The organism is Pedococcus sp. P2_D7 (assembly GCF_056404295.1).
Map to the genome: position 1 here is coordinate 73,239 of NZ_JBFUEH010000005.1, position 19,141 is coordinate 92,379.

The following is a 19,141-nucleotide window of genomic DNA, read 5'->3' on the forward strand; positions in this document are numbered from 1 at the left end:
GTCAGGTCGCGTCGCTCGCCCGGTAGACCCGGATGCAGGTGGGTCCGACCTCGACCGGCCCGGGCGGCGTCGAGTCGCCGGGCGGGCCCGGGCGCTCGTCGCTCGAGTCCCACAGCAGCTGGTATGCCGTGAGGCCGGGGACGGCGGGCAGGGTCACCTTCCCGACCTCGGGTGAGCCGTGCAGCACGACCAGCAGGGAGGCGTGGCCGATCCAGGCGCCGTTGAGCAGCATCTGCAGGGTGCGGGTCAACGGGTCCTCCCACCGGCCGTTCTCCATCGTCTCGCCCTCGATGTCGAACCACGCGAGGTCGGTCGAGCCGTCCTCGTGGACCTCGCGACCGGTGAAGAAGGTGCGCTGGCGCAGGACCGGGTGGTCGGCGCGCAGGCGGGTGAGGAACCGGGTCGTGGCGAGGAGGTCCTGCTGCCAGGGTTCAAGGCTCCAGGTGAACCAGGACGTCGGGTTGTCCTGGCAGTAGGGGTTGTTGTTGCCGCCCTGGCTGCGGCCGAACTCGTCGCCCGCGTTGAGCATCGGCACCCCCGTGGCGAGCAGGGTTGACCCGAGGAGGTTGCGCACCGAGCGACGCCGGACCTCCTCGACCTCTGGATCCGCGAGCCCGGTGTCGGGGCCCTCCACGCCGTGGTTCCACGAGCGGTTGTTGTCGGTGCCGTCGCGGTTGCCCTCGCCGTTGGGGCCGTTGTGCTTGGCGTTGTAGCGGGTCAGGTCGCTGGTGGTGAAACCGTCGTGCGCCGCGACGAAGTTCACCGAGGCGACGGGGCCGCGGTCGCGGGACCCGAAGAGGTCCTGCGACCCGGCCATCCGGGTGGCGAGCTCACGCACCCCGTGGCCCTGGTGGTGACCGGCGGTCTGGGCCTTGAGGTCGTCGAGCCAGAAGGTGCGCACCGAGTCGCGGAACCGGTCGTTCCACTCGGCGAACGGGGGAGGGAACTGACCGGTCCGCCAGCCGTGGATGCCGACGTCCCAGGGCTCCGCGATGAGCTTGACCCGGGACAGGACGGGATCGGTGCGCAGGGCGACGAGGAAGGGGTGGTTGGGGTCGTAGTCGTCGTTCTGGCCACGTCCGAGCGCGACGGCGAGGTCGAAGCGGAAGCCGTCGACGTGGCACTCGTTCACCCAGTACCGCAAGGAGTCGAGCACCATCTTGCAGACCATCGCGTGCCGCAGGTCGAGGGTGTTGCCGCAGCCGGTGACGTCGATGTCCTGGCCGCGTTCGTCCAGGCGGTAGTAGGCCCGGTTGTCCAGTCCCCGCCACGACAGCGAGGCGCCGACGCGCCCGGACTGCTCGGCGGTGTGGTTGTAGACGACGTCGAGGAGCACCTCGATGCCCTCGGCGTGGAGCAGCCGCACCATGCCCTTGAACTCGTCGAGGGCCCCCTGCGGGTCGGTCGTGGAGGCGTACATCCCGTGCGGGGCGAAGAAGCCGAGGGTGTTGTAGCCCCAGTGGTTGGTCAGGCCGCGCTGGACCACTTCGGGCTCGGACGTGAACGCCTGCACCGGGAGCAGCTCGACCGCGGTGGCGCCCAGCGCCTTGAGGTGCGCGATGACCGACGGGTGGCACAGGCCGGCATACGTGCCCCGCAGGTGCTCGGGCACCTCGGGGTGCTGCATCGTGAGGCTGCGCACGTGGGCCTCGTAGATCACGGTGTCGGCCAACGGGGTGTGCGGCGGCGCGTCAGCGCCCCAGTCGAAGGCCTCGTCGACCACCACGCACCGGGGGACCGACCCCACGCTGTCGGTGAGGCTGCGCACCAGGTCATCGCCCTTGAGCCGCTCGTCGACCCGGTGGGCGAACACCTCGGGAGTCCAGGACACGTCGCCCTCGATGGCGCGGGCGTAGGGGTCGAGCAGCACCTTCGCCGGGTTGTAGCGCAGGCCCTCGGCCGGGCGCCACGGACCGTCGGCCCGCAGGCCGTACCGCTGGCCCGGGCCAACCCCCGGGAGGAAGCCGAACCAGATGCCGTGGGTGCGCTCGGTGAGGGGCAGCCGACGCTCCGAGCTGCCGTCCGCGTCGTCCGTGTCGTAGAGGCAGACCTCCACCGAATCGGCGTGACCTGCATAGACGGCGAACTCGGCTCCACCCTCGACCAGGGTCATGCCGAGGGTGGGAGGAAGGTCACGCGGGCGCGTGGCGGGCGACATGGCCCTCAGCCTAGGCAGTGGTTACGGTTGGGCACATGACGGATCCGACTTCCCTGCCCAACTTCCCCCCGCCCGCGAACGAACACCCCCTGCGCGGACGGGTCCTGGACGCCCTGATCGACCAGTCACTGGCGCCCAACGTGGACAACGACGGCGACGTCGCCTTCACGGTGCAGGACCAGCAGCTGTTCGTGCGCTGCACCGAGGGCGACTTCCAGATCATGCGCGTCTTCGGCCAGTGGGCGATCAGCGACGCGGTCCCGAGCGACCCGCTGACCCGCCTGGCCACCTGCAACGAGATCACCCTGCAGATGAACGTCGTGAAGGCAGGGCTCGCCAACGACACCCTGGTCGTGACGAGCGAGCACATCGTCGACCAGAACAGCGACGTCCCCGCGCTGGTCAACGTGTCCATCCAGCTCGTCCTCGCGGGCGTGCAGATGTGGCACGAGCGGATCATGGGCGGCGGCGAGGACACCGGTCCCGGCGCGGGCCAGCCGGCACCCGGGGGCGGCCCCGCATGAGCGACAGCTCCTCCACGGGCGTGGTCTCCCTCGAGGTCGAGGGTGGGATCGCCACGATCCGCCTCAACCGCCCCCCGATGAACGCGCTCAACGCCGAGGTCCAGGCCGGCCTGTCGGCGGCGGCGATCGAGGCCGGGCAGCGACGTGACGTCGCCGGGGTCGTCCTCTACGGCGGCGAGAAGGTCTTCGCCGCCGGGGCGGACATCAAGGAGATGGAGCGGATGTCCTACACGGACATGGCCGACTACTCCGGGGTGCTCCAGGACTTCACCCGCACCCTTGCGCGCATCCCCAAGCCGACCGTGGCCGCGATCACCGGCTACGCGTTGGGCGGGGGCTGCGAGGTGGCCCTGGCCTGCGACTTCCGGGTCGCCGCCAAGAACGCCAAGCTCGGCCAGCCCGAGATCTTGCTCGGCATCATCCCCGGCGCCGGCGGCACCCAGCGGCTGGCCCGGCTCGTGGGCCCGGCCAAGGCCAAGGACATCGTGTTCTCCGGACGCTTCGTCTCCGCGGACGAGGCGCTCGCGATCGGGCTCGTCGACGAGGTGGTCGAGGCCGAGGACGTGTATGCCGCCGCGAAGGCGCGCCTCGCGCCGTACGTCGGAGGTCCCGCCTACGCGATCCGCGCCGCCAAGGAAGCCATCGACCGCGGCCTGGAGACCGACCTCGAGACCGGGCTGGAGATCGAACGCATGCTGTTCAGCGGCCTGTTCGCCACGAAGGACCGCGAGATCGGCATGAAGTCGTTCGTCGAGAACGGTCCCGGCAAGGCGAAGTTCGAGGGCGCCTGACCCATGTCGTCCACCCCGACGAGCGCGGCAGCTCCCGTCAGCGCGGCCACGGCCGAGCAGGTCGCCGCCGCGTACGCCGACAACAAGCTGGCCCAGGTGCTCTACCACGACTGGGAGGCGCAGACCTACGACGACAAGTGGTCGATCTCGTTCGATGAGCGCTGCATCGACTACGCCCGTGACCGCTTCCACGCCATCACCGGCACGCCCGACCCGCTGCCCTACGGGATGGCCCTCGAGCTCGGCGCCGGCACCGGCTTCTTCTCGCTCAACCTCAAGCAGGCCGGGATCCTCGACGAGGTCCACGTCACCGACCTGTCGCCCGGGATGGTCGAGGCCGCCAAGGCGAACGCCGAGTCGCTCGGCTTCCGGGTGCAGGGCAGGGTCGCCGATGCCGAGCGAATTCCGTATGACGACAACACTTTTGACGTCGTCGTCGGTCACGCGGTGATCCACCACATCCCCGACGTCGAGGCGGCCTTCCGCGAGGTCCTGCGGGTGCTCAAGCCCGGTGGAAGGTTCGTCATCGCGGGGGAGCCCACCAGGGTGGGCGACTGGTACGCCCGCCAGCTCGGCCGGGTGACCTGGAAGGCGACCAAGGCGGTCACCCAGCTGCCGGCCCTGCGCGACACATGGGCGAAGGACCAGGACGCGCTCGACGAGTCGTCGCGCGCCGCGGCCCTGGAGGCGGTCGTCGACCTGCACACCTTCGACCCCGACGAGCTGGCCCGGATGGCCCTGCGCGCGGGCGCCGTCGGCGTCCGTACCCAGACCGAGGAGCTCACGGCGGCCTTGCTGGGGTGGCCGATGCGCACGTTCGAGGCAGCGGTCAAGCCCGGCGTGCTGGGCTGGGGCTGGGCGATGTTCGCCTACGGCTCGTGGAAGCGGCTCTCGGCCGTCGACCGCGTCCTGGCCAAGGCGGTGCCGGCGCGGCTCTTCTACAACGTCGGCATCACCGGCGTGAAGCCCGGCTGACCGCCGACCGAGACACAGGCGAACACCCGTGACCTCTGCAGCGAATGCGGACATGTCGCCGGCCGACCACGGCGAGCGCGGTCCCTCCGGCCTGCCCCGGCCGCTGGCCTGGGTCCGCTGGGTGGTCTGGGCGATGACCAACCGGGCGTTCACCCGGCACCACCTGCTGAGCTACCTGCGGATGGCGCGAGCGAGCGCGCGCTACCCGTCGCTGCGGTTCGAAGGCCCCTGCTTCATCGGACCGGACGTGCGGTTCGAGGTCCGGGAGGGCTACGGCCGCCTCGTGGTCGGCCCCTACACCCACTTCGGTGCGCACGCCCGCGTCCGGGCCCACGAGGGCACGCTGCGGATCGGTCCCAAGTCGGTCATCGGCATCCGCAACACGATCAACTGCTGGATCGACATCTCGATCGGTCAGGCGTGTCTGTTCGGCGACGACGTCTACGTGTGCGACTTCGACCACGTGACGACATCGCTCGACGTGCCGATCAAGGACCAGGGCATCGTCAAGTCGCCGGTGCGCATCGGCGACGACGTCTGGCTCGGCACCAAGGTCGTCGTCACGCGCGGCACCGACATCGGCGACCAGAGCGTGGTCGCAGCCTCGGCCGTCGCCCGGGGTGACTACCCGCCGCGGTCGGTCGTGGCCGGCATACCGGGAAGGGTCGTCAGGACGCGCGAGTGACCCGCGGACGGACGCCCCGCTCCGGCGCGAGGCGCGCGCCCGCTGCGCTCACCGGAGTGAGAGGACGCCCGTCACGACCCCCGTGCCGGTGCCCGACTCGAAGTCCTGCGCGCCGATGTCGACCCCGTGGCCGCTGAGCTTCTCGTAGCGTCCGGTGCCCCCCATCAGGCTCACCGGCCCGGTGTTGGTGAGCCCCGTCTCGCCGAACACGATGAAGACGTGCTTCTGTGCGTAGAACTGGCCGCTGCCGTCCGCGCAGGTGTAGACCGTGCGGATCAGCAGCGCTGCCTTGGGCATCACCGGGTTGCCGGCGAAGACCGGCACGTCGTCCGACAGGGTGCCGGACGGGCACAGTCCTCCGGTTGCGGTGAAGGTGGGGTCACCCGCGACGGACGCGTCGAAGGTCTCCGTGATGGTGAACGGCGTCGGCTCGACCGCCGAGGCCGCGCTCACCCCGAGCCCGATGGTTCCGAGTGCCATGGCTGCCCCTGCAGCGGCCACGCGGTGGTAAGTCATCATGACCAGGCCTCTCTCGATGGACGTGGTGACCGGCGGGCGCCGACCCCCCTCCATTGCAGGGCATCCGGCGGGCCGTCACATCACGGAAACCACCTATGTCCACGGGTCGGCGGCGCGCGCCCCCACGTGCTCCGGAGGTCACCCGAGGCGGGCGTCCAGCGCGGGAAAGGCGTTGTCCTGCAAGCCTTGTCGTCTGGCCTCGTCGAGCGCCTGGTCACGTCGTCCGTCGTGGATGAGCTGGGCCAGGAGGTGGAAGTCGCGGCGGTGCTCCTCGGCCCGGCGTCGCGCGTAGTCGACCGACTGCCCCCGCGTGACGAGGAACGCCCAGTCGCTCGACAGGGCGTGCCACAACGTCTGCAGCAGCTGGTCGAGGTCGGGTCGCCGGTTCTGGAGCCGGCCAGCCAGGCGCTCGCGACCGAGCACGTCGAGCCAGCGCCGTTGCAGCCACTCGTTCTCGTGCGCGATCTGGCGCACCGCCGGGCCGTCCCACACCGAGTAGTCCTTGCCCGCGCCCCAGGAACCCGGTGCCAGGTCGAGGTCGCCGGCGACGTGACCCTGCGCGAGCGCCTTCTCGACGGTGGTCACCGTGACCCCGGCGCGCCGCAGCGCGCGGATCGCCGTGCCGAGGAACACCGGACCCTCGTGCCACCAGTGCCCGAACAGCTCGGTGTCGTATGCCGCGACGACCAGTCCCGGCTCACCGCGCACCTCGTGGGCGTGCAGCAGCTGGTCGCGGACCGCGTCGACGAAGTGCGCCACGTCGTGGTCCACCTGGCCGCGGGCCTCGTCGGGGTCGTAGGGCCGTTTCCGGCCGACATCCACGTCGGGCTCGGTGATCGCCCAAAGCCTGATGCCGGTGAGCTCCTCGCGGGCATGGAAGTCGCGGTAGACGGGTGAGGCCGGGTACCCGCTGCGCGAGGACCAGATGAGGTTGGTGACCTCCAGGTTGCGGGGCACGGCCACGACGTCGGTCCCGGCCACCCGCCACGCGGCATGGGGGTGTCCGCCTGAGTCGCGCACGGTCTGCTCGTCGACGACGAAGTGGCCGACGCCGGCCTCGGTGAACTGCTGCGCGAGGGCCGGGTGCCAGCCGCACTCGGGCGACCAGATCCCACGCGGTCGTTCGCCGAGTCGCCACGCGCTGTCGGCCAGACCTGTGTGCAGCGCGAGGGCGGCGACCTCCGGTAGGAGCAGCGGGAGGAACGGGTGCGCGCTCGGCCCGCCGAGCAGCTCGACCACGCCCTGGTCGCGCAGCCCGCGCAGGACCGGCGACCCACCCGCGCGCCACCGTGTCTCGAGCAGCCGCGCGGCCCCGGACGCGCCGGCATACTCCCGCTCGGCCGTCGACCGGCGGTGCGGGTCGGGGTCGAAGCCCAGCTCGCGGGCCCGCAGGCCCCACAGTCCGGCCCAGGTCGCGGCGTCGCGGCGCATGCGGGGGTGGTCGAGCTGGGCGGCGAGCACGGGGGTGACGCCGAGGGTCAGGATGTCGCGATGCCCTTCGGCCGCAAGGGAGTCCAGCTCCGCGACGAGAGGCACGTAGGACTCCACCCAGGCCTGGAACAGCCACTCCTCGCCGAGGGGCCAGACCCCGTGCCCGGGCAGCCAGGGCAGGTGGGAGTGCAGGACGAGGCAGAAGGCGCCCGGCACGGGTGGAGTCACAAGCCACCAGTCTGCCGCAGTGGGTGCGGATACTCATGTGTGGCCGCCCCCGGGCGTCCAGACTGTCGCCATGTCGACCCGGCGCCCACCCCGCGCGCTCCTCGCACCCCTCGTCCTCTCCGTGACGGCCGGCGTGCTGATGTCGGGATGCGGTGCGTCGTTCCGACCCGACGGCGACGAGGCGGTCGCGGCCCGGTCAGCTGGTGATGCCGCGGCCGAGCGCCTGCTCGACGAGGTGACCGAAGGTGCGCAGCCGGTCGGGTCCGCGGTGTTCGACCAGTGCACGGAGGGGCAGCACAACTGGAAACGCCACGACGACTACGACCACGAGTGCGACCTCGCGCACTCGCGGGTGGTCCCCGGTGCCGCGACGACCCCGGAGGTCGACGCGTCCCTGCGCGCGATGCATCGGCGTGCCCTCGGCGCGGGCTGCACCCTCCTCTACGGCGGCTCGGGCCTGGAGGGCGTGGCCGACGTGTACTGGCCGTCGCGCCAGAGGATGGCCAACCCTTCTCCCGGCATGCTGCCCTCGGGCCGGTACACCTGTGCCACCGGCGACGGACCACCCGTCGAGCTCGAGGTGGAGCCCTACGCGGCGGGTCGTGACGAGCGCTACGACCTGAGGCCTGACGTCATGCTCACTCCGTACATCGCGACTCGCACCCAGCGCTCCGAGCCCTTTCCCGACTCGACGGAGTCCGCAGTCGCTGAATCCAAGCTCGCGATGCACTACGTCGTCACCGCGAAGGTCGCCTACCTGGTCGTCTGACGGTCAGCCATCGGGTCGCGTGACGAGCCGGGCGAGCTTCTTCGGGGCCATCAGGCAGTAGCTGTCGGCCAGCAGCTCGGCCACCTCGGCCCAGTCGGTGGCGGCGTCGATGACCATGCCGATGACGTGGGGGCTCCAGTCCGGCTTGTAGAACGGCAGCCCCGAGTGGACCAGGGCCTCGAGCTCCGCACCGGTCGAACGGAACGTGACCACGTCGGCGGGACTGCCCAGTCGCGCGGCCAGCCCGAACACCGAGCCGCCGCGCGGGTCGACGTGGGCGAGGTGGGCGAACGTGCGCTGCCGGACCCGCCACCGCACGCCGATCCAGGCGTCCTGCTCGTGGGTCTCGGGCAGCGCGAGGCAGATCGCGGCGACCCGGGCCACCAGGGCCGGGTCGAGGTCGTCGTCGACGTCTCCCACGGCCGCGACCCTAGTCCGGCGCACCGACAGCCCGTGCCCCGATCGACCCCGCGCGGCTGCCCTGCCAAGCCACGGCTCTGCCAAGCCACGGCTCAGCTGCGCCCCTGCTCGCCTGCGGCCCTGCCCTGCTGCGCGAGGGCCTTTGCTGCGGAAACCCGGTTGCCCGATCCGGAGGCCCGTGACACGGTGCGGGCATGTCTTGCACCTTGGTGGCCGTCGACTTCGACGCACGCCGTCCGGCCGAGCTGGCCGGCTTCTGGGGCTCGGTGCTCGACCGGCCGGTGGAGGAGCTCGGCGGGGGTCTGCTCCTGGCGGGGGACGCGACCCAGGTGGGTCTGCGGTTCGTCGCGAGCCCCGCGGAGAAGGTCGGCCCCAACCGGATCCACCTGCACCTCACGAGCACCGACGAGGGGGACATGCAGCGCGTCGTGGCCGAGGCGGTCGGCCTCGGGGCACGCCACCTCGACGTCGGCCAGCTGCCCGAGGAGGGGCACGTGGTCCTGGCGGACCCCGAGGGCAACGAGCTCTGCGTCATCCCGCCGGACAGCTCCTTCCTCGCGGGCTGCGGCTTCCTCGGCGAGCTGGCCTGCGACGGGACGCGCGACGTGGGGGTCTTCTGGAGCGAGGTGCTCGGCTGGCCGCTCGTGTGGGACCAGGACGAGGAGACGGCCATCCAGTCCCCGGAGGGTGGGACGAAGGTCGCCTGGGGAGGTCCCCCGCTCGCCCCCAAGCCCACGAGGAACCGCCAGCGCCTGCTGCTGGCCGCCACCGACGACCACGACGCGGAGGTCGACCGCCTCCTCTCGCTCGGGGCGACTCGGGTGGACGACTGGGACCAGCTCGGCCGGGAGGGCGCTGGCACGACCCTGGCCGACCCCGACGGCAACGAGCTGCGCCTCCTGCCGTGATCGCGGCTCCAGGCGGCAGGCCGCAACCCGGGGCGCCGTTGCGCCTGCCCGCGGGTCCGGGGCTGCGCCACGGCATGGTCATCGACGCCGGTGAGCTGGTCGAGCGCTTCTCCCGCTCCTCCGGGCCCGGGGGACAGGGCGTCAACACGACGGACAGCCGCGTGGAGCTCGACTTCGACCCGTCGACGTCGCGCGCGGTCGCCGAGCTGCCCGAGGCCACCCGCGAGCGGCTCCTGGAGCGGTTGGCGCCGAAGCTCGTGGGTGGGCGGCTGCTCGTCGTGGCGTCTGAGCACCGCTCGCAGCGCCAGAACCGCGTGGTCGCGCGGCAGCGGCTGGTCATGATGCTGCGCGAGGCGGCCGCGCCAGACCCGCCAGCCCGGCGGCCCACCCGGCCGACCAAGGGTTCGCAGCGGCGCCGGGTCGATGCCAAGAAGCGCCGGGGTCAGCTCAAGTCCGGCCGCCGGACCGTCGACGACGGCTGACTCGCCACCCACGGCGACGGGCTACGTCAGCCGCGCCACGGCGAACAGGTCGAGGCTCGAGTCGTCTGCGTCGCCGATCACGAAGTCCCGCGCGGTGACCGACTCGACGGTCGCGCGCAGGTCGACGTCCCACGCCTCGGGGTCGCAGTCCTGCTGGGCCGCGACGACCGAACCGCGCGCCGACTCCCAGCGAGCCAACCGCTCGCCGTGGCCGAGCCCCACCACGGCCACCGTGGCGCCGGGCAGCCAGCGGCGTACCTCGTCGCCCAGCTCGGCCGCGTCGTACTCGCGGCAGTGGTAGAGGTTCGCCGGCTTCTCCCGGCGACCCAGCCCGGGGGAGAAGGTGAGGCGGTTCGGGGTGGAGACCACCACCACCCCGCCGGCGCGCGTCACCCGGGCCAGCTCGCGCACGTAGTCGCCGGGCGTCCAGATGTGCTCGAGCACCTGGAGCGAGACCGCCAGGTCGACGGCGCCGTCGGCCAGGGGGAGCGCCGTCAGCGCACCCCCGAGGTATGCCGCCCGCTCACCTCCGTGGACGCGCGCGGCGTGGGCGGTGGTCGCCGCGTCGTAGTCCACGCCGACGACGCGCACTCCGGGCCAGGCCGTGTCGAGGAGGCCCGCGGCATACCCCTCGCCGCAGCCGGCGTCCAGGACGACGCTCGGGGTCGACGACACCCAGCCGGGCACGGCGGCATACCCGGCCTCATGACGCCGGAACCAGTAGTTCTCGGCGGCCACCCCCGGCACCGTGCGCTCGCCGGTGATCGTCAGCGGTGTGGGCACCGTCACCTCCTCCGGGCGCGCAGAGCGCTTGCCGTGCCGGGCTCGTGGTGAGCGTCACGCACTGGCGGCGTGTGGATTACGGGCAGGGGCTGTAAGGATGGCACCTGACCAAGTCTCGACAAACCACTGTCGATCCCAGCGGCAACCATTGTGAAGAAGGGGACGAGTCGCACATGAACATCGTCGTCTGCGTGAAGTACGTGCCGGACGCACAGTCCGACCGCACGTTCAACGATTCCGACAACACCACCGACCGGGTGGGCGTCGACGGACTGCTGTCCGAGCTCGACGAGTACGCCGTCGAGGAGGCCCTCAAGCTGGTCGAAGCCGGTGAGGGTGAGGTGACCGTGGTCACCGTCGGCCCCGACCAGGCCGCCGATGCGCTCAAGAAGGCGCTGCAGATGGGGGCCGACAAGGCCGTCCACGTGAAGGACGACGCGATCCACGGCTCCGACGCCGTGGCCACCTCGCTGGTCCTCGCCGAGGCGGTCAAGAAGATCGGCAGCCCTGACCTCGTGATCACCGGCATGGCCTCCACCGACGGCACCATGAGCGTCGTCCCGGCCATGCTCGCCGAGCGCCTCGGGCTGCCGCAGGTGACCTTCGCCTCCGAGCTGACCGTCGACGGGTCCACCGTGACGATCCGCCGTGACGGCGACGCCGCATCGGAGACCATCGTCGCCACCCTGCCCGCGCTCGTCTCGGTCACCGACCAGATCAACGAGCCGCGCTACCCCTCGTTCAAGGGGATCATGGCCGCGAAGAAGAAGCCGGTCGAGGAGTGGGCCCTGGCTGACCTCGGCATCGACGCGTCGCAGGTCGGCCTCGACGCCGCCTGGACCAAGGTCGAGTCGTTCACCAAGCGCCCCCCGCGCGAGCAGGGCCAGATCGTCACCGACGACGGCGACGGCGGCACCAAGCTCGCAGAGTTCCTGACCGCGCAGAAGTTCGTCTGAGCCGGCCAGAGACAAGGAAAGGAACACCCCCATGGCTGAAGTACTTGTTCTGGTCGACCACGCGAACGGCACCGTCCGCAAGACCACCTCAGAGCTGTTGACCATCGCCCGTCGCCTCGGCGAGCCCAGCGCCGTCTTCGTCGGCGACGGGTTCGACGCGGCGAAGGAGACCCTCGCCAGGTTCGGCGCGGAGAAGGTCTACCGCGTCGAGAGCGCCGACGTCACCGACTACCTGGTGGCCCCGCAGGCCGAGCTGCTCGCGCAGCTGGTCGAGAAGACCTCCGCCGCCGCGGTGCTCATCCCGAGCAACTCGGCCGGCAAGGAGATCGCGGCCCGGCTGGCGATCAAGACCGACTCCGGCCTGATCACCGACGCCGTCGACGTGCAGGCGGGGGAGGGCGGCAGCGTCACCACGACCCAGTCCGTCTTCGCCGGGTCCTACAGCGTCAAGGCCACCGTCACCAAGGGCACGCCGATCATCACGGTCAAGCCCAACTCGGCGACGCCGGAGGAGGCCGCCGGTGCGGCCGCCGACGAGGCGTTCGAGCCGACCATCTCCGACGCCGCCAAGGGCGCGAAGGTGACCGAGTCCAAGCCCAAGGAGGCCACTGGCCGCCCGGAGCTGACCGAGGCCGCGATCGTGGTCTCCGGTGGTCGTGGCACCGGCGGCGACTTCTCGCCCGTCGAGAGCTTTGCCGACTCCCTCGGTGCCGCCGTCGGTGCGTCCCGCGCCGCCGTCGACGCCGGCTGGTACCCGCACACCTCGCAGGTCGGCCAGACCGGCAAGCAGGTGTCGCCGCAGCTCTACGTCGCCTGTGGCATCTCCGGTGCCATCCAGCACCGCGCGGGCATGCAGACGTCCAAGACGATCATCGCGATCAACAAGGACGAGGAAGCCCCGATCTTCGAGCTCGTCGACTTCGGTGTCGTGGGTGACCTCTTCACGGTCCTCCCGCAGGCCACCGAGGCAGTCAACGCTGCCAAGGGCTGACCTCGCCGGCTGACGCTCGACGTCGGCCACGCGGCATACCGACGAAGCGCCCCGGACCACCCGGTCCGGGGCGCTTCGGCACCCAGCACAGGAACCTCGTTGGTGGACAGGGTGCCACCTGTCCACCAACCAGTTTCGTGCGCTAGCAAAGGTTGCTGGGCGGGGGTGCTGGCGGGGGGCGGGACAGGTGAACGCCCCGGACAGGGGGGTCCGGGGCGTTCGCGCTGCCTGCGTGCGGGGTTGGGTCGCGTGCCGGCTGCGGTGTCGGCGTCTTCGGAGTCCCCCWCACGGGACTCCGAAGACGCCGCGCTGTTGCGCTGGGCTGTCAGCGAACAGCGTTGGCGGCGGCTACGACGTCGACCAGGCCGTGACCCTTGTCGAAGCTCGTCGTGCCGTTGGTGCCCGACTCGTACGGGGCACCGTCCGTGTACTTGTAGGCCGTGGACTCCAGGGCCGCCTCGACCTGCGCCGGGGTGGCGTTCGGGTTGGCCTGGAACAGCTGCGCGACGATGCCCGAGATGTGGGGCGTGGCCATCGAGGTGCCGCTGATGGTGTTGTAGTCGCCGCCGTCCTTGGGATCGAGTCCCGAGGAGCAGATCGGCAGGTAGACGCGGCACGAGCTGGTGATGTCCTCACCCGGCGCCGAGATGTCCGGGTAGGTCGACTGGTCGCCGGCCTTGCCGCGGCTGGAGAAGTCCGACACGGTGCCGTTGCGGGTGCCGGTGTTCTGGTCGAAGAACGAGGCGACCGAGAGGATGCCGGGCGTCGGGTCCTTGCCGGGCGGGTTGGACAGGTCCTCGGACCCGTCGCCACCGTCGTTGCCGTTGGCCCAGACCGACACGACACCTTCCTTGACGAGCTCACGCTGGATCTTGACCGTCGCGGAGTTCGGGTCGAACGCGCCACCGCCGGTGGGGCCGTAGGAGTTCGACGTCACCTTGATCGGCGGGCAGGTGCTGGCCGGGACACCGGCGCCACAGGGAGCGTCGTGGTTCTCGAGCACCCAGTTGAGCGCCGCGTCGGCGCCGATGATGAACAGCACGGCACCGGTGCTGATGCTGACCAGGCTCGCGCCGGGGGCGGCTCCGTGCATCGTGGTGCCGTCGGACAGGGTGACGTCGCGACCGGCGACGATTCCGTTGACGTGCATCCCGTGACCGCCACCGGACAGGAGGTCGGTGTTGAGCGACCCGGCGTCGACCGGGGCACAGGTGCCCTCGGTCAGCGGGTCACACAGCATCTTGAGGTTCTTGACGACGGCGGAGGTGCCGTCGGCGTTCGTGAGGAACGGGTGGGTGGGGTCGACACCCGAGTCGATGACCGCGACGGAAACGCCCTTGCCGTCGAGGGCGGAGCCGTTGGCGCCGGTCAGGGTGCTGCGGGCCTCGGAGCCGCGGGTGGCGGTGTTGGAGGTCGACAGCAGCATCTCGATGGGCTGGTTGCCCTCGACGTAGGTCACGCCGGGCTGCGAACGCACGGCCTGTACCTGGGCGGGCAGACCGGTGGCCACGACGACGCCGACCTTGTCGAACGTGGTCACCCTGCGCAGACCGGCCGCCTGGACGGCCTTGGTGGCGGCGGCGGTGTCCGTGCCGTGCACGAGGACGGTGGTCGGGGTGGCGGCCTTGAGCACACCCAGCTGGGAGGCCAGCCAGGGCTGGACCGGCGCGAGCGCCTTGCCGGAAGACAGCAGACCTGCGGAGGCAGGGGTGGCGAGGGCCATGGCGGCGAGGGCGGCCGTGGCCACAGTCGCGACGACTGCCCGGGTTCTCTTCACGGTGTGCATTGATTTCCCTTCGTGACTGACCAGGGTGACTGACCAGGGTGACTGACCAGGGCGACTGACCAGCAGCGGCGATGGTCGGTATGCCGTGTCAACGAGGGTGTGTGACCGGGGTTACGTGCCGGTAGGTAAAGGATTGGTCAGGTGGACGCCGGGCGGCCGGAGGGACGATTGACGCGTAAACTTTCGCCAGTGACCGCCTACCTCGACCATGCCGCCACCACGCCGATGCTGCCATCGGCCATCGCGGCGATGGCCGACCAGCTGGCCACGACCGGCAACGCGTCGTCGCTGCACACCTCGGGCCGGATGGCCCGTCGCGTCGTGGAGGAGTCGCGCGAGCGGCTGGCGAAGGCCTTGGGTGCCCGCCCGTCGGAGGTCGTCTTCACGTCCGGGGGCACCGAGTCCGACAACCTGGCGGTGGCGGGGACCTTCGAGGCCCGGCGGGAGTCGGACCCGGCCCGCATCCGCATCGTCTGCAGCTCGATCGAGCACCACGCCGTTCTCGACTGCGTCGAGCACCTGGTCACGCACGAGGGCGCGAAGGTGACCTGGGTCGACCCCGACCCGGCCGGCTTCATCACGACCACGGCCGTCCGCGCGGCCATCGAGGAGGACCCCGACTCCGTCGCGCTGGTCACCGTGATGTGGGCGAACAACGAGGTGGGCACGGTGCAGCCGGTGGCCGACCTCGCGGCGCTGGCCCACGAGTACGGCGTGCCGTTCCACACCGACGCCGTCCAGGCGGCCGGGCACCTCCCGGTCGACTTCACCGCGTCCGGGGCCGACCTGATGACCGTCACCGGGCACAAGGTCGGCGGCCCCCTCGGGGTCGGCGCCCTGCTGGTGCGCCGGGACGCGGTCGTCGTGCCGCAGAGCTTCGGCGGGGGACAGGAGCGGCAGATCCGCAGCGGCACCCTCGACGTCCCGGCCATCCGTGCCTTCGCGGTGGCCATGGAGGACTCGGTGCAGTCGGTGCCCACGGAGACCCCTCGGCTGGTGGCCCTGCGCGACCGGCTGGTCCACGAGGCGATGGGCCTGGGCTACGACGTGACGGTCACCGGCGCGTGGGAGGCCGGCGACGGCATCCGCCGCCTGCCGGGCAACGCCCACCTGCTCGTCCCCGGCTGCGAAGGCGACTCGCTGCTCTACCTCCTCGACGCCGCAGGCGTGGAGTGCTCCACGGGTTCGGCCTGCCAGGCCGGCGTGCCGCAGCCGTCGCACGTGTTGCTGGCCATGGGGATTCCCGAGGAGTCCGCCAAGGGCGCCCTGCGCCTGACCTTGGGCCACACCTCGACGGACGCCGATGTCGACGCCGTGCTGGCTGCCCTGCCGGCGGCCATCGACCGGGCGCGCCGGGCCAGCGGGTGGGCCGGCTGATGCGGGTCGTTGCCGCGATGTCGGGAGGGGTCGACTCCGCCGTCGCCGCGGGGCGCATGCTCGATGCCGGGCACGAGGTCGTCGGCGTGCACCTCGCCCTGTCGCAGAGTGCCGCCACGCTGCGCGAGTCCGCGCGCGGCTGCTGCACGATCGAGGACGCGGGCGACGCCCGACGGGTCGCCGACATGCTCGGGATCCCGTTCTACGTCTGGGACATGGCCGCGCGCTTCAAGCGCGACGTCATGGAGGACTTCGTCGCCGAGTACTCCGCAGGACGCACCCCCAACCCGTGCCTGCGCTGCAACGAGAAGATCAAGTTCTCGGCGCTGCTCGACAAGGCCATCGCGCTCGGCTTCGACGCCGTGGCCACCGGCCACTACGCGCAGGTCGTCGAGCGACCCGACGGTGGGCGGGAGCTGCACCGCGCGGTGGACATGGCGAAGGACCAGTCCTACGTGCTCGGCGTCCTCGACGCCGACCAGCTGGCCCGGGCGTTCTTCCCGCTCGGCGACACCGCCAAGCCGGAGATCAGGGCCGAGGCGAAGGAGCGCGGCTTCTACGTCGCGAGCAAGCCCGACTCCCATGACATCTGCTTCATCGCCGACGGTGACACGCGCGGATGGCTCACCGCCCGACTGGGCGAGCAGCCCGGCGAGATCGTCGACGCCGAGTCGGGTGAGGTCGTCGGGGCGCACCAGGGTGCGTACGCCTACACCGTGGGGCAGCGGCGGGGGCTGGGCCTCGACCGGTCCGCTCTCGACGGTGACCCGCGCTACGTCGTGCAGGTCGATGCCGCAACCAACCGCGTGCTGATCGGCACGTCAGACCTGTTGGGGGTCAACGCGATTCGCGGTGACCACGCCCGCTGGTGCGGGCCGCCGCCCGAGGGCGTGGTCGAGGTCGGGGCCCAGGTGCGAGCGCATGGGGAGGAAGTGCCGGCGCAGGCGTGGGCCGATGGTGACGACGTCGAGGTGCGGCTGTCCGGCCGACTTCGCGGGGTCGCGCCGGGACAGTCCGTCGTCCTCTACGAGGGGACGCGCGTGGTGGGTTCGGCGACGATCGCGGCGACCTGGCTGGAGCGCTAGGTATGCCGCTGCGCAGCGAGATCCGGGACGGGTCACCGCTCGCGCGGGTGCGGTCGCTGTGCCTGGCCCTCCCCGGGACCGAGCAGCGGGAGTCGCACGGTGAGCCGTGCTGGTTCGCCGGAGGGAAGAAGACCTTCGTGATGGCCGCGCAGGAGCACCACGACGACCGGACCGCCGTCTGGCTGGCCGCGCCGGACGGGGTGCAGGCAGCCCTGGTTGCCGCCGAGCCCGAGCGCTACTTCCGGCCGCCGTACGTCGGGCACCGCGGCTGGGTGGGGGTCTACCTGGACGTCGACGACATCGACTGGCCGCACGTCGAGGCGCTGGTCGAGGACGGCTGGCGCTGCGTGGCACCGAAGCGGTTGCTCGCGGAGCTCGACGCCACCTGAGATCAGACGCGGGGGCGCCTATCCCACCCGTCGCTCGACGCTGACAGCCTTGAGCCGCTGGGGCTGGAGCATCCGCTCCTGATCGGCCATCACCGAGCGCGCGTTCTCGGCCACCGCCGGGCTCACCCTCGCGAGCTCGGCATACGCCTCCCGCACGCGCTCGAGCTGCTGTCGCGCCACCTCGGCGAGCGGGTCGAACCGCTTGAGCGGGTCCCCGGGGTCCGGCGGCCCGATCCGCTCCCGCGGCACCGGGTGGGTGATGCGGTACCAGAAGTCCATGAACCGGTCCCAGTCCGAGCCCCACCCGCTGGTCCGAGCCCGGACCGAGTAGGCGCTCGTGGCGAAGACCTCGCCGGCCCCGTCAGCCGCGGACGCGCGGGCGACGACGGGAACGTCGATGTCACCGTCCGCCGGGTGGTTGCGCAGGGTCAGGACCCGGGTGGTTGCGTGGAGGGTGGTCTCGAGCGTCACGACCCGTCCGTCCGGCAGCGTCAGGGGGATCGACGAGCTGGGGCCGAAGACCTGCGTCCCGCCGACGAACCAGCTCACGACCACGCTGGACTCCGCGTCGATCGGTGACGTCCCACCGATGCCGACCGTCACCGGGGTGTACGTCGTCACGCGCACGGTCTCGCGCGTCTCCCAGGTGAAGTCGCCGGCCCACTCCCAACCCGGGTGCGGACGGCGTTCGGTCCGGATGACGTCGGTCGTGTCCGCACTGGTCGTGCGGACGGTCAGCGACGGCGCGCTGTGCCGCCGCACCCGCACCCGCACGAAGCCGGGCCGCGTCGCCTGGCCGAACTCCTGGGTCACGCCCACGTGCACCTGCCCGAGGGGTGTGTCGACCGCGACGTCGGTGTCGGGGGTCGGGAAGACGATGCGGCCGGCGTACCAGACGACCGGACCCGGCGTGACGCCCGGCTGGTCGACGATCGTGTGCACGATGACGCCGCACCGGTCCCGTGCACCGGGCTCGTTCGTGTCTGCGAGCCCCTCGTCCCAGCGGGAGTAGGCGTTGTGGTCGAAGGGCTGGCGGTACTCGACGTAGACACGTCCGTGTCCCGCGCCGTCCTCGCCCGTCGGGTGGAACACGACGAGCTCGGGCTTGCCGTCGGTCGCCGTACCGACCGGGTAGAGGGTGGTGGCGACGTCCTGCGACTCGTTGACGTGGACGACGCGCCCCTTGTCCTCGAGCGCTGCCGGCTTCTGGTGGTGGAGCAGGGCCCGGGCGATGTGCGGCGGCGCGGAGCCCCACGACGGATGCGCGGTGGGCACGTCGGCCGCCGGTCGCGTGGTCGTCGGGTCGGCGGCGCCGAAGGTGGCGGAGGACATCAGGTCGTACGGGTCGCCGTACACCGGGAAGTAGTCGGGCTGGTTGTTGTCGATCCAGTCCGCCCCGGTGGTGAAGATGCCGTAGCTGTGGTCCAGGCCCAGGACGTGGCCCAGCTCGTGGCAGAAGAAGGTGAAGTCGGCCGTCGTCGGCAGGAACGCCGAGGAGCCGTAGGCGCCCGCGTCGTACCCGGTGCCGGGAAAGGCGAAGACCACCGTGCCGTCGTACGGGCTGAGGTCGACCCCTGCCCCGGCCGCGGCATTGCGCGCCGCCTCGATCCCCACGTCCCGGCTGCTGGGGGCCATCGGCAGGGTCACGTCGTACGACCCGAAGAAGTCGAGCCTGGCGAACTGGAAGAAGTCCTCGGCGCTCTCCCTGAAGTACCGCGCGATCGAGCTGGGGCTGAACAGCACCAGGTCCATGACCTCGGCCATGTTCGGCTGTGGTGTCGACGAGTCGTTGCGCACGACGATGACGGCAAGGCGACGCTGCTCGGACATGGTCGCTCCTCTCAGGTGGTCCCTGGTGGGAGGAGGAGCGACCCGTCGCCCGTG

19 protein-coding genes are annotated in these 19,141 nt (G+C 71.5%); 12 read left to right on the forward strand and 7 right to left on the reverse strand.

Translation table 11 applies throughout. The features are described 5' to 3' along the window. Position 1 precedes the first annotated feature (1 nt). Positions 2-2,158 carry a glycogen debranching protein GlgX gene (glgX, locus tag AC1DWJ_RS12755; RefSeq protein ID WP_477620950.1) on the reverse strand — a complete coding sequence of 719 codons (2,157 nt, stop codon included), beginning with the start codon at positions 2,156-2,158 and terminating at the stop codon, positions 2-4. A 35-nt stretch (positions 2,159-2,193) separates the two neighbouring features. On the opposite strand from glgX, the gene AC1DWJ_RS12760 reads away from it, so the two are divergent. Genes AC1DWJ_RS12760 through AC1DWJ_RS12775 form a run of 4 tightly spaced genes read left to right on the forward strand, consistent with a single transcriptional unit; the run spans position 2,194 to position 5,133 of the window. After that, positions 2,194-2,682: a T3SS (YopN, CesT) and YbjN peptide-binding chaperone 1 gene (locus tag AC1DWJ_RS12760; protein ID WP_056922757.1), complete on the forward strand. Its 489-nt coding sequence runs from the start codon at positions 2,194-2,196 to the stop codon at positions 2,680-2,682. After that, a complete protein-coding gene (locus tag AC1DWJ_RS12765; RefSeq protein ID WP_457252392.1) occupies positions 2,679-3,473 on the forward strand; it encodes an enoyl-CoA hydratase/isomerase family protein in 795 nt (264 codons plus the stop codon). The genes AC1DWJ_RS12760 and AC1DWJ_RS12765 overlap by 4 nt, the downstream gene beginning before the upstream one ends. Before the next feature lie 3 nt (positions 3,474-3,476). Next, positions 3,477-4,448: a class I SAM-dependent methyltransferase gene (locus AC1DWJ_RS12770; RefSeq protein ID WP_457252391.1), complete on the forward strand. Its 972-nt coding sequence runs from the start codon at positions 3,477-3,479 to the stop codon at positions 4,446-4,448. 28 nt (positions 4,449-4,476) lie between these two features. Next, entirely contained in the window at positions 4,477-5,133 is a 657-nt protein-coding gene (locus tag AC1DWJ_RS12775; RefSeq protein ID WP_457252390.1) for an acyltransferase, read from the forward strand. Between the two features lie 48 nt (positions 5,134-5,181). Here the strand turns inward: AC1DWJ_RS12775 and AC1DWJ_RS12780 are convergent, their stop codons facing one another. Together AC1DWJ_RS12780 and AC1DWJ_RS12785 are read right to left on the reverse strand one after the other, a co-directional pair. Then, entirely contained in the window at positions 5,182-5,613 is a 432-nt protein-coding gene (locus AC1DWJ_RS12780) for a hypothetical protein (RefSeq protein ID WP_457252389.1), read from the reverse strand. Between the two features lie 177 nt (positions 5,614-5,790). Continuing rightward, entirely contained in the window at positions 5,791-7,311 is a 1,521-nt protein-coding gene (locus tag AC1DWJ_RS12785; RefSeq protein WP_457252388.1) for a 1,4-alpha-glucan branching protein domain-containing protein, read from the reverse strand. 70 nt (positions 7,312-7,381) lie between these two features. Between AC1DWJ_RS12785 and AC1DWJ_RS12790 the strand changes: the two genes are divergently transcribed. Next, a complete protein-coding gene (locus AC1DWJ_RS12790; protein ID WP_457252387.1) occupies positions 7,382-8,080 on the forward strand; it encodes a hypothetical protein in 699 nt (232 codons plus the stop codon). A gap of 3 nt (positions 8,081-8,083) precedes the next feature. On the opposite strand, the gene AC1DWJ_RS12795 is transcribed toward AC1DWJ_RS12790, so the two are convergent. Beyond that, on the reverse strand, positions 8,084-8,500 hold the full coding sequence (locus AC1DWJ_RS12795; protein ID WP_457252386.1) for an MmcQ/YjbR family DNA-binding protein: 417 nt from the start codon (positions 8,498-8,500) through the stop codon (positions 8,084-8,086). 194 nt (positions 8,501-8,694) lie between these two features. Here AC1DWJ_RS12795 and AC1DWJ_RS12800 point away from each other — a divergent pair, with 194 nt between their 5' ends. Beyond that, on the forward strand, positions 8,695-9,408 hold the full coding sequence (locus tag AC1DWJ_RS12800; protein WP_457252385.1) for a VOC family protein: 714 nt from the start codon (positions 8,695-8,697) through the stop codon (positions 9,406-9,408). Positions 9,409-9,482: 74 nt separating this feature from the next. Continuing rightward, the gene (gene arfB, locus AC1DWJ_RS12805; protein WP_457252817.1) at positions 9,483-9,890 is read left to right on the forward strand and encodes an alternative ribosome rescue aminoacyl-tRNA hydrolase ArfB; all 408 of its coding nucleotides are present in this window, start codon (positions 9,483-9,485) and stop codon (positions 9,888-9,890) included. Between the two features lie 21 nt (positions 9,891-9,911). Here the strand turns inward: arfB and AC1DWJ_RS12810 are convergent, their stop codons facing one another. Continuing rightward, complete coding sequence (locus AC1DWJ_RS12810; RefSeq protein ID WP_457252384.1) at positions 9,912-10,673, reverse strand: class I SAM-dependent methyltransferase; 762 nt, start codon at positions 10,671-10,673, stop codon at positions 9,912-9,914. 173 nt (positions 10,674-10,846) lie between these two features. On the opposite strand from AC1DWJ_RS12810, the gene AC1DWJ_RS12815 reads away from it, so the two are divergent. Together AC1DWJ_RS12815 and AC1DWJ_RS12820 are read left to right on the forward strand one after the other, a co-directional pair. Further along, on the forward strand, positions 10,847-11,629 hold the full coding sequence (locus AC1DWJ_RS12815; protein WP_457252383.1) for an electron transfer flavoprotein subunit beta/FixA family protein: 783 nt from the start codon (positions 10,847-10,849) through the stop codon (positions 11,627-11,629). Between the two features lie 31 nt (positions 11,630-11,660). Continuing rightward, complete coding sequence (locus tag AC1DWJ_RS12820) at positions 11,661-12,620, forward strand: electron transfer flavoprotein subunit alpha/FixB family protein (protein WP_457252382.1); 960 nt, start codon at positions 11,661-11,663, stop codon at positions 12,618-12,620. Between the two features lie 325 nt (positions 12,621-12,945). Here the strand turns inward: AC1DWJ_RS12820 and AC1DWJ_RS12825 are convergent, their stop codons facing one another. After that, positions 12,946-14,397, reverse strand: coding sequence for a S8 family serine peptidase (locus AC1DWJ_RS12825; protein ID WP_457252381.1), 1,452 nt, complete (start codon positions 14,395-14,397; stop codon positions 12,946-12,948). 198 nt (positions 14,398-14,595) lie between these two features. Here AC1DWJ_RS12825 and AC1DWJ_RS12830 point away from each other — a divergent pair, with 198 nt between their 5' ends. Genes AC1DWJ_RS12830 through AC1DWJ_RS12840 form a run of 3 tightly spaced genes read left to right on the forward strand, consistent with a single transcriptional unit; the run spans position 14,596 to position 17,257 of the window. After that, a complete protein-coding gene (locus AC1DWJ_RS12830; RefSeq protein ID WP_457252380.1) occupies positions 14,596-15,783 on the forward strand; it encodes a cysteine desulfurase family protein in 1,188 nt (395 codons plus the stop codon). Continuing rightward, complete coding sequence (gene mnmA, locus AC1DWJ_RS12835) at positions 15,783-16,868, forward strand: tRNA 2-thiouridine(34) synthase MnmA (protein WP_457252379.1); 1,086 nt, start codon at positions 15,783-15,785, stop codon at positions 16,866-16,868. The genes AC1DWJ_RS12830 and mnmA overlap by 1 nt, the downstream gene beginning before the upstream one ends. Positions 16,869-16,870: 2 nt before the next feature. Next, entirely contained in the window at positions 16,871-17,257 is a 387-nt protein-coding gene (locus AC1DWJ_RS12840) for an MmcQ/YjbR family DNA-binding protein (protein ID WP_457252378.1), read from the forward strand. Positions 17,258-17,275: 18 nt separating this feature from the next. Here AC1DWJ_RS12840 and AC1DWJ_RS12845 read toward each other — a convergent pair whose 3' ends face one another. Further along, positions 17,276-19,087 (reverse strand): hypothetical protein, encoded by a 1,812-nt coding sequence (locus AC1DWJ_RS12845; protein ID WP_457252377.1) that lies wholly within the window; start codon positions 19,085-19,087, stop codon positions 17,276-17,278. Between the last annotated feature and the right edge of the window lie 54 nt (positions 19,088-19,141).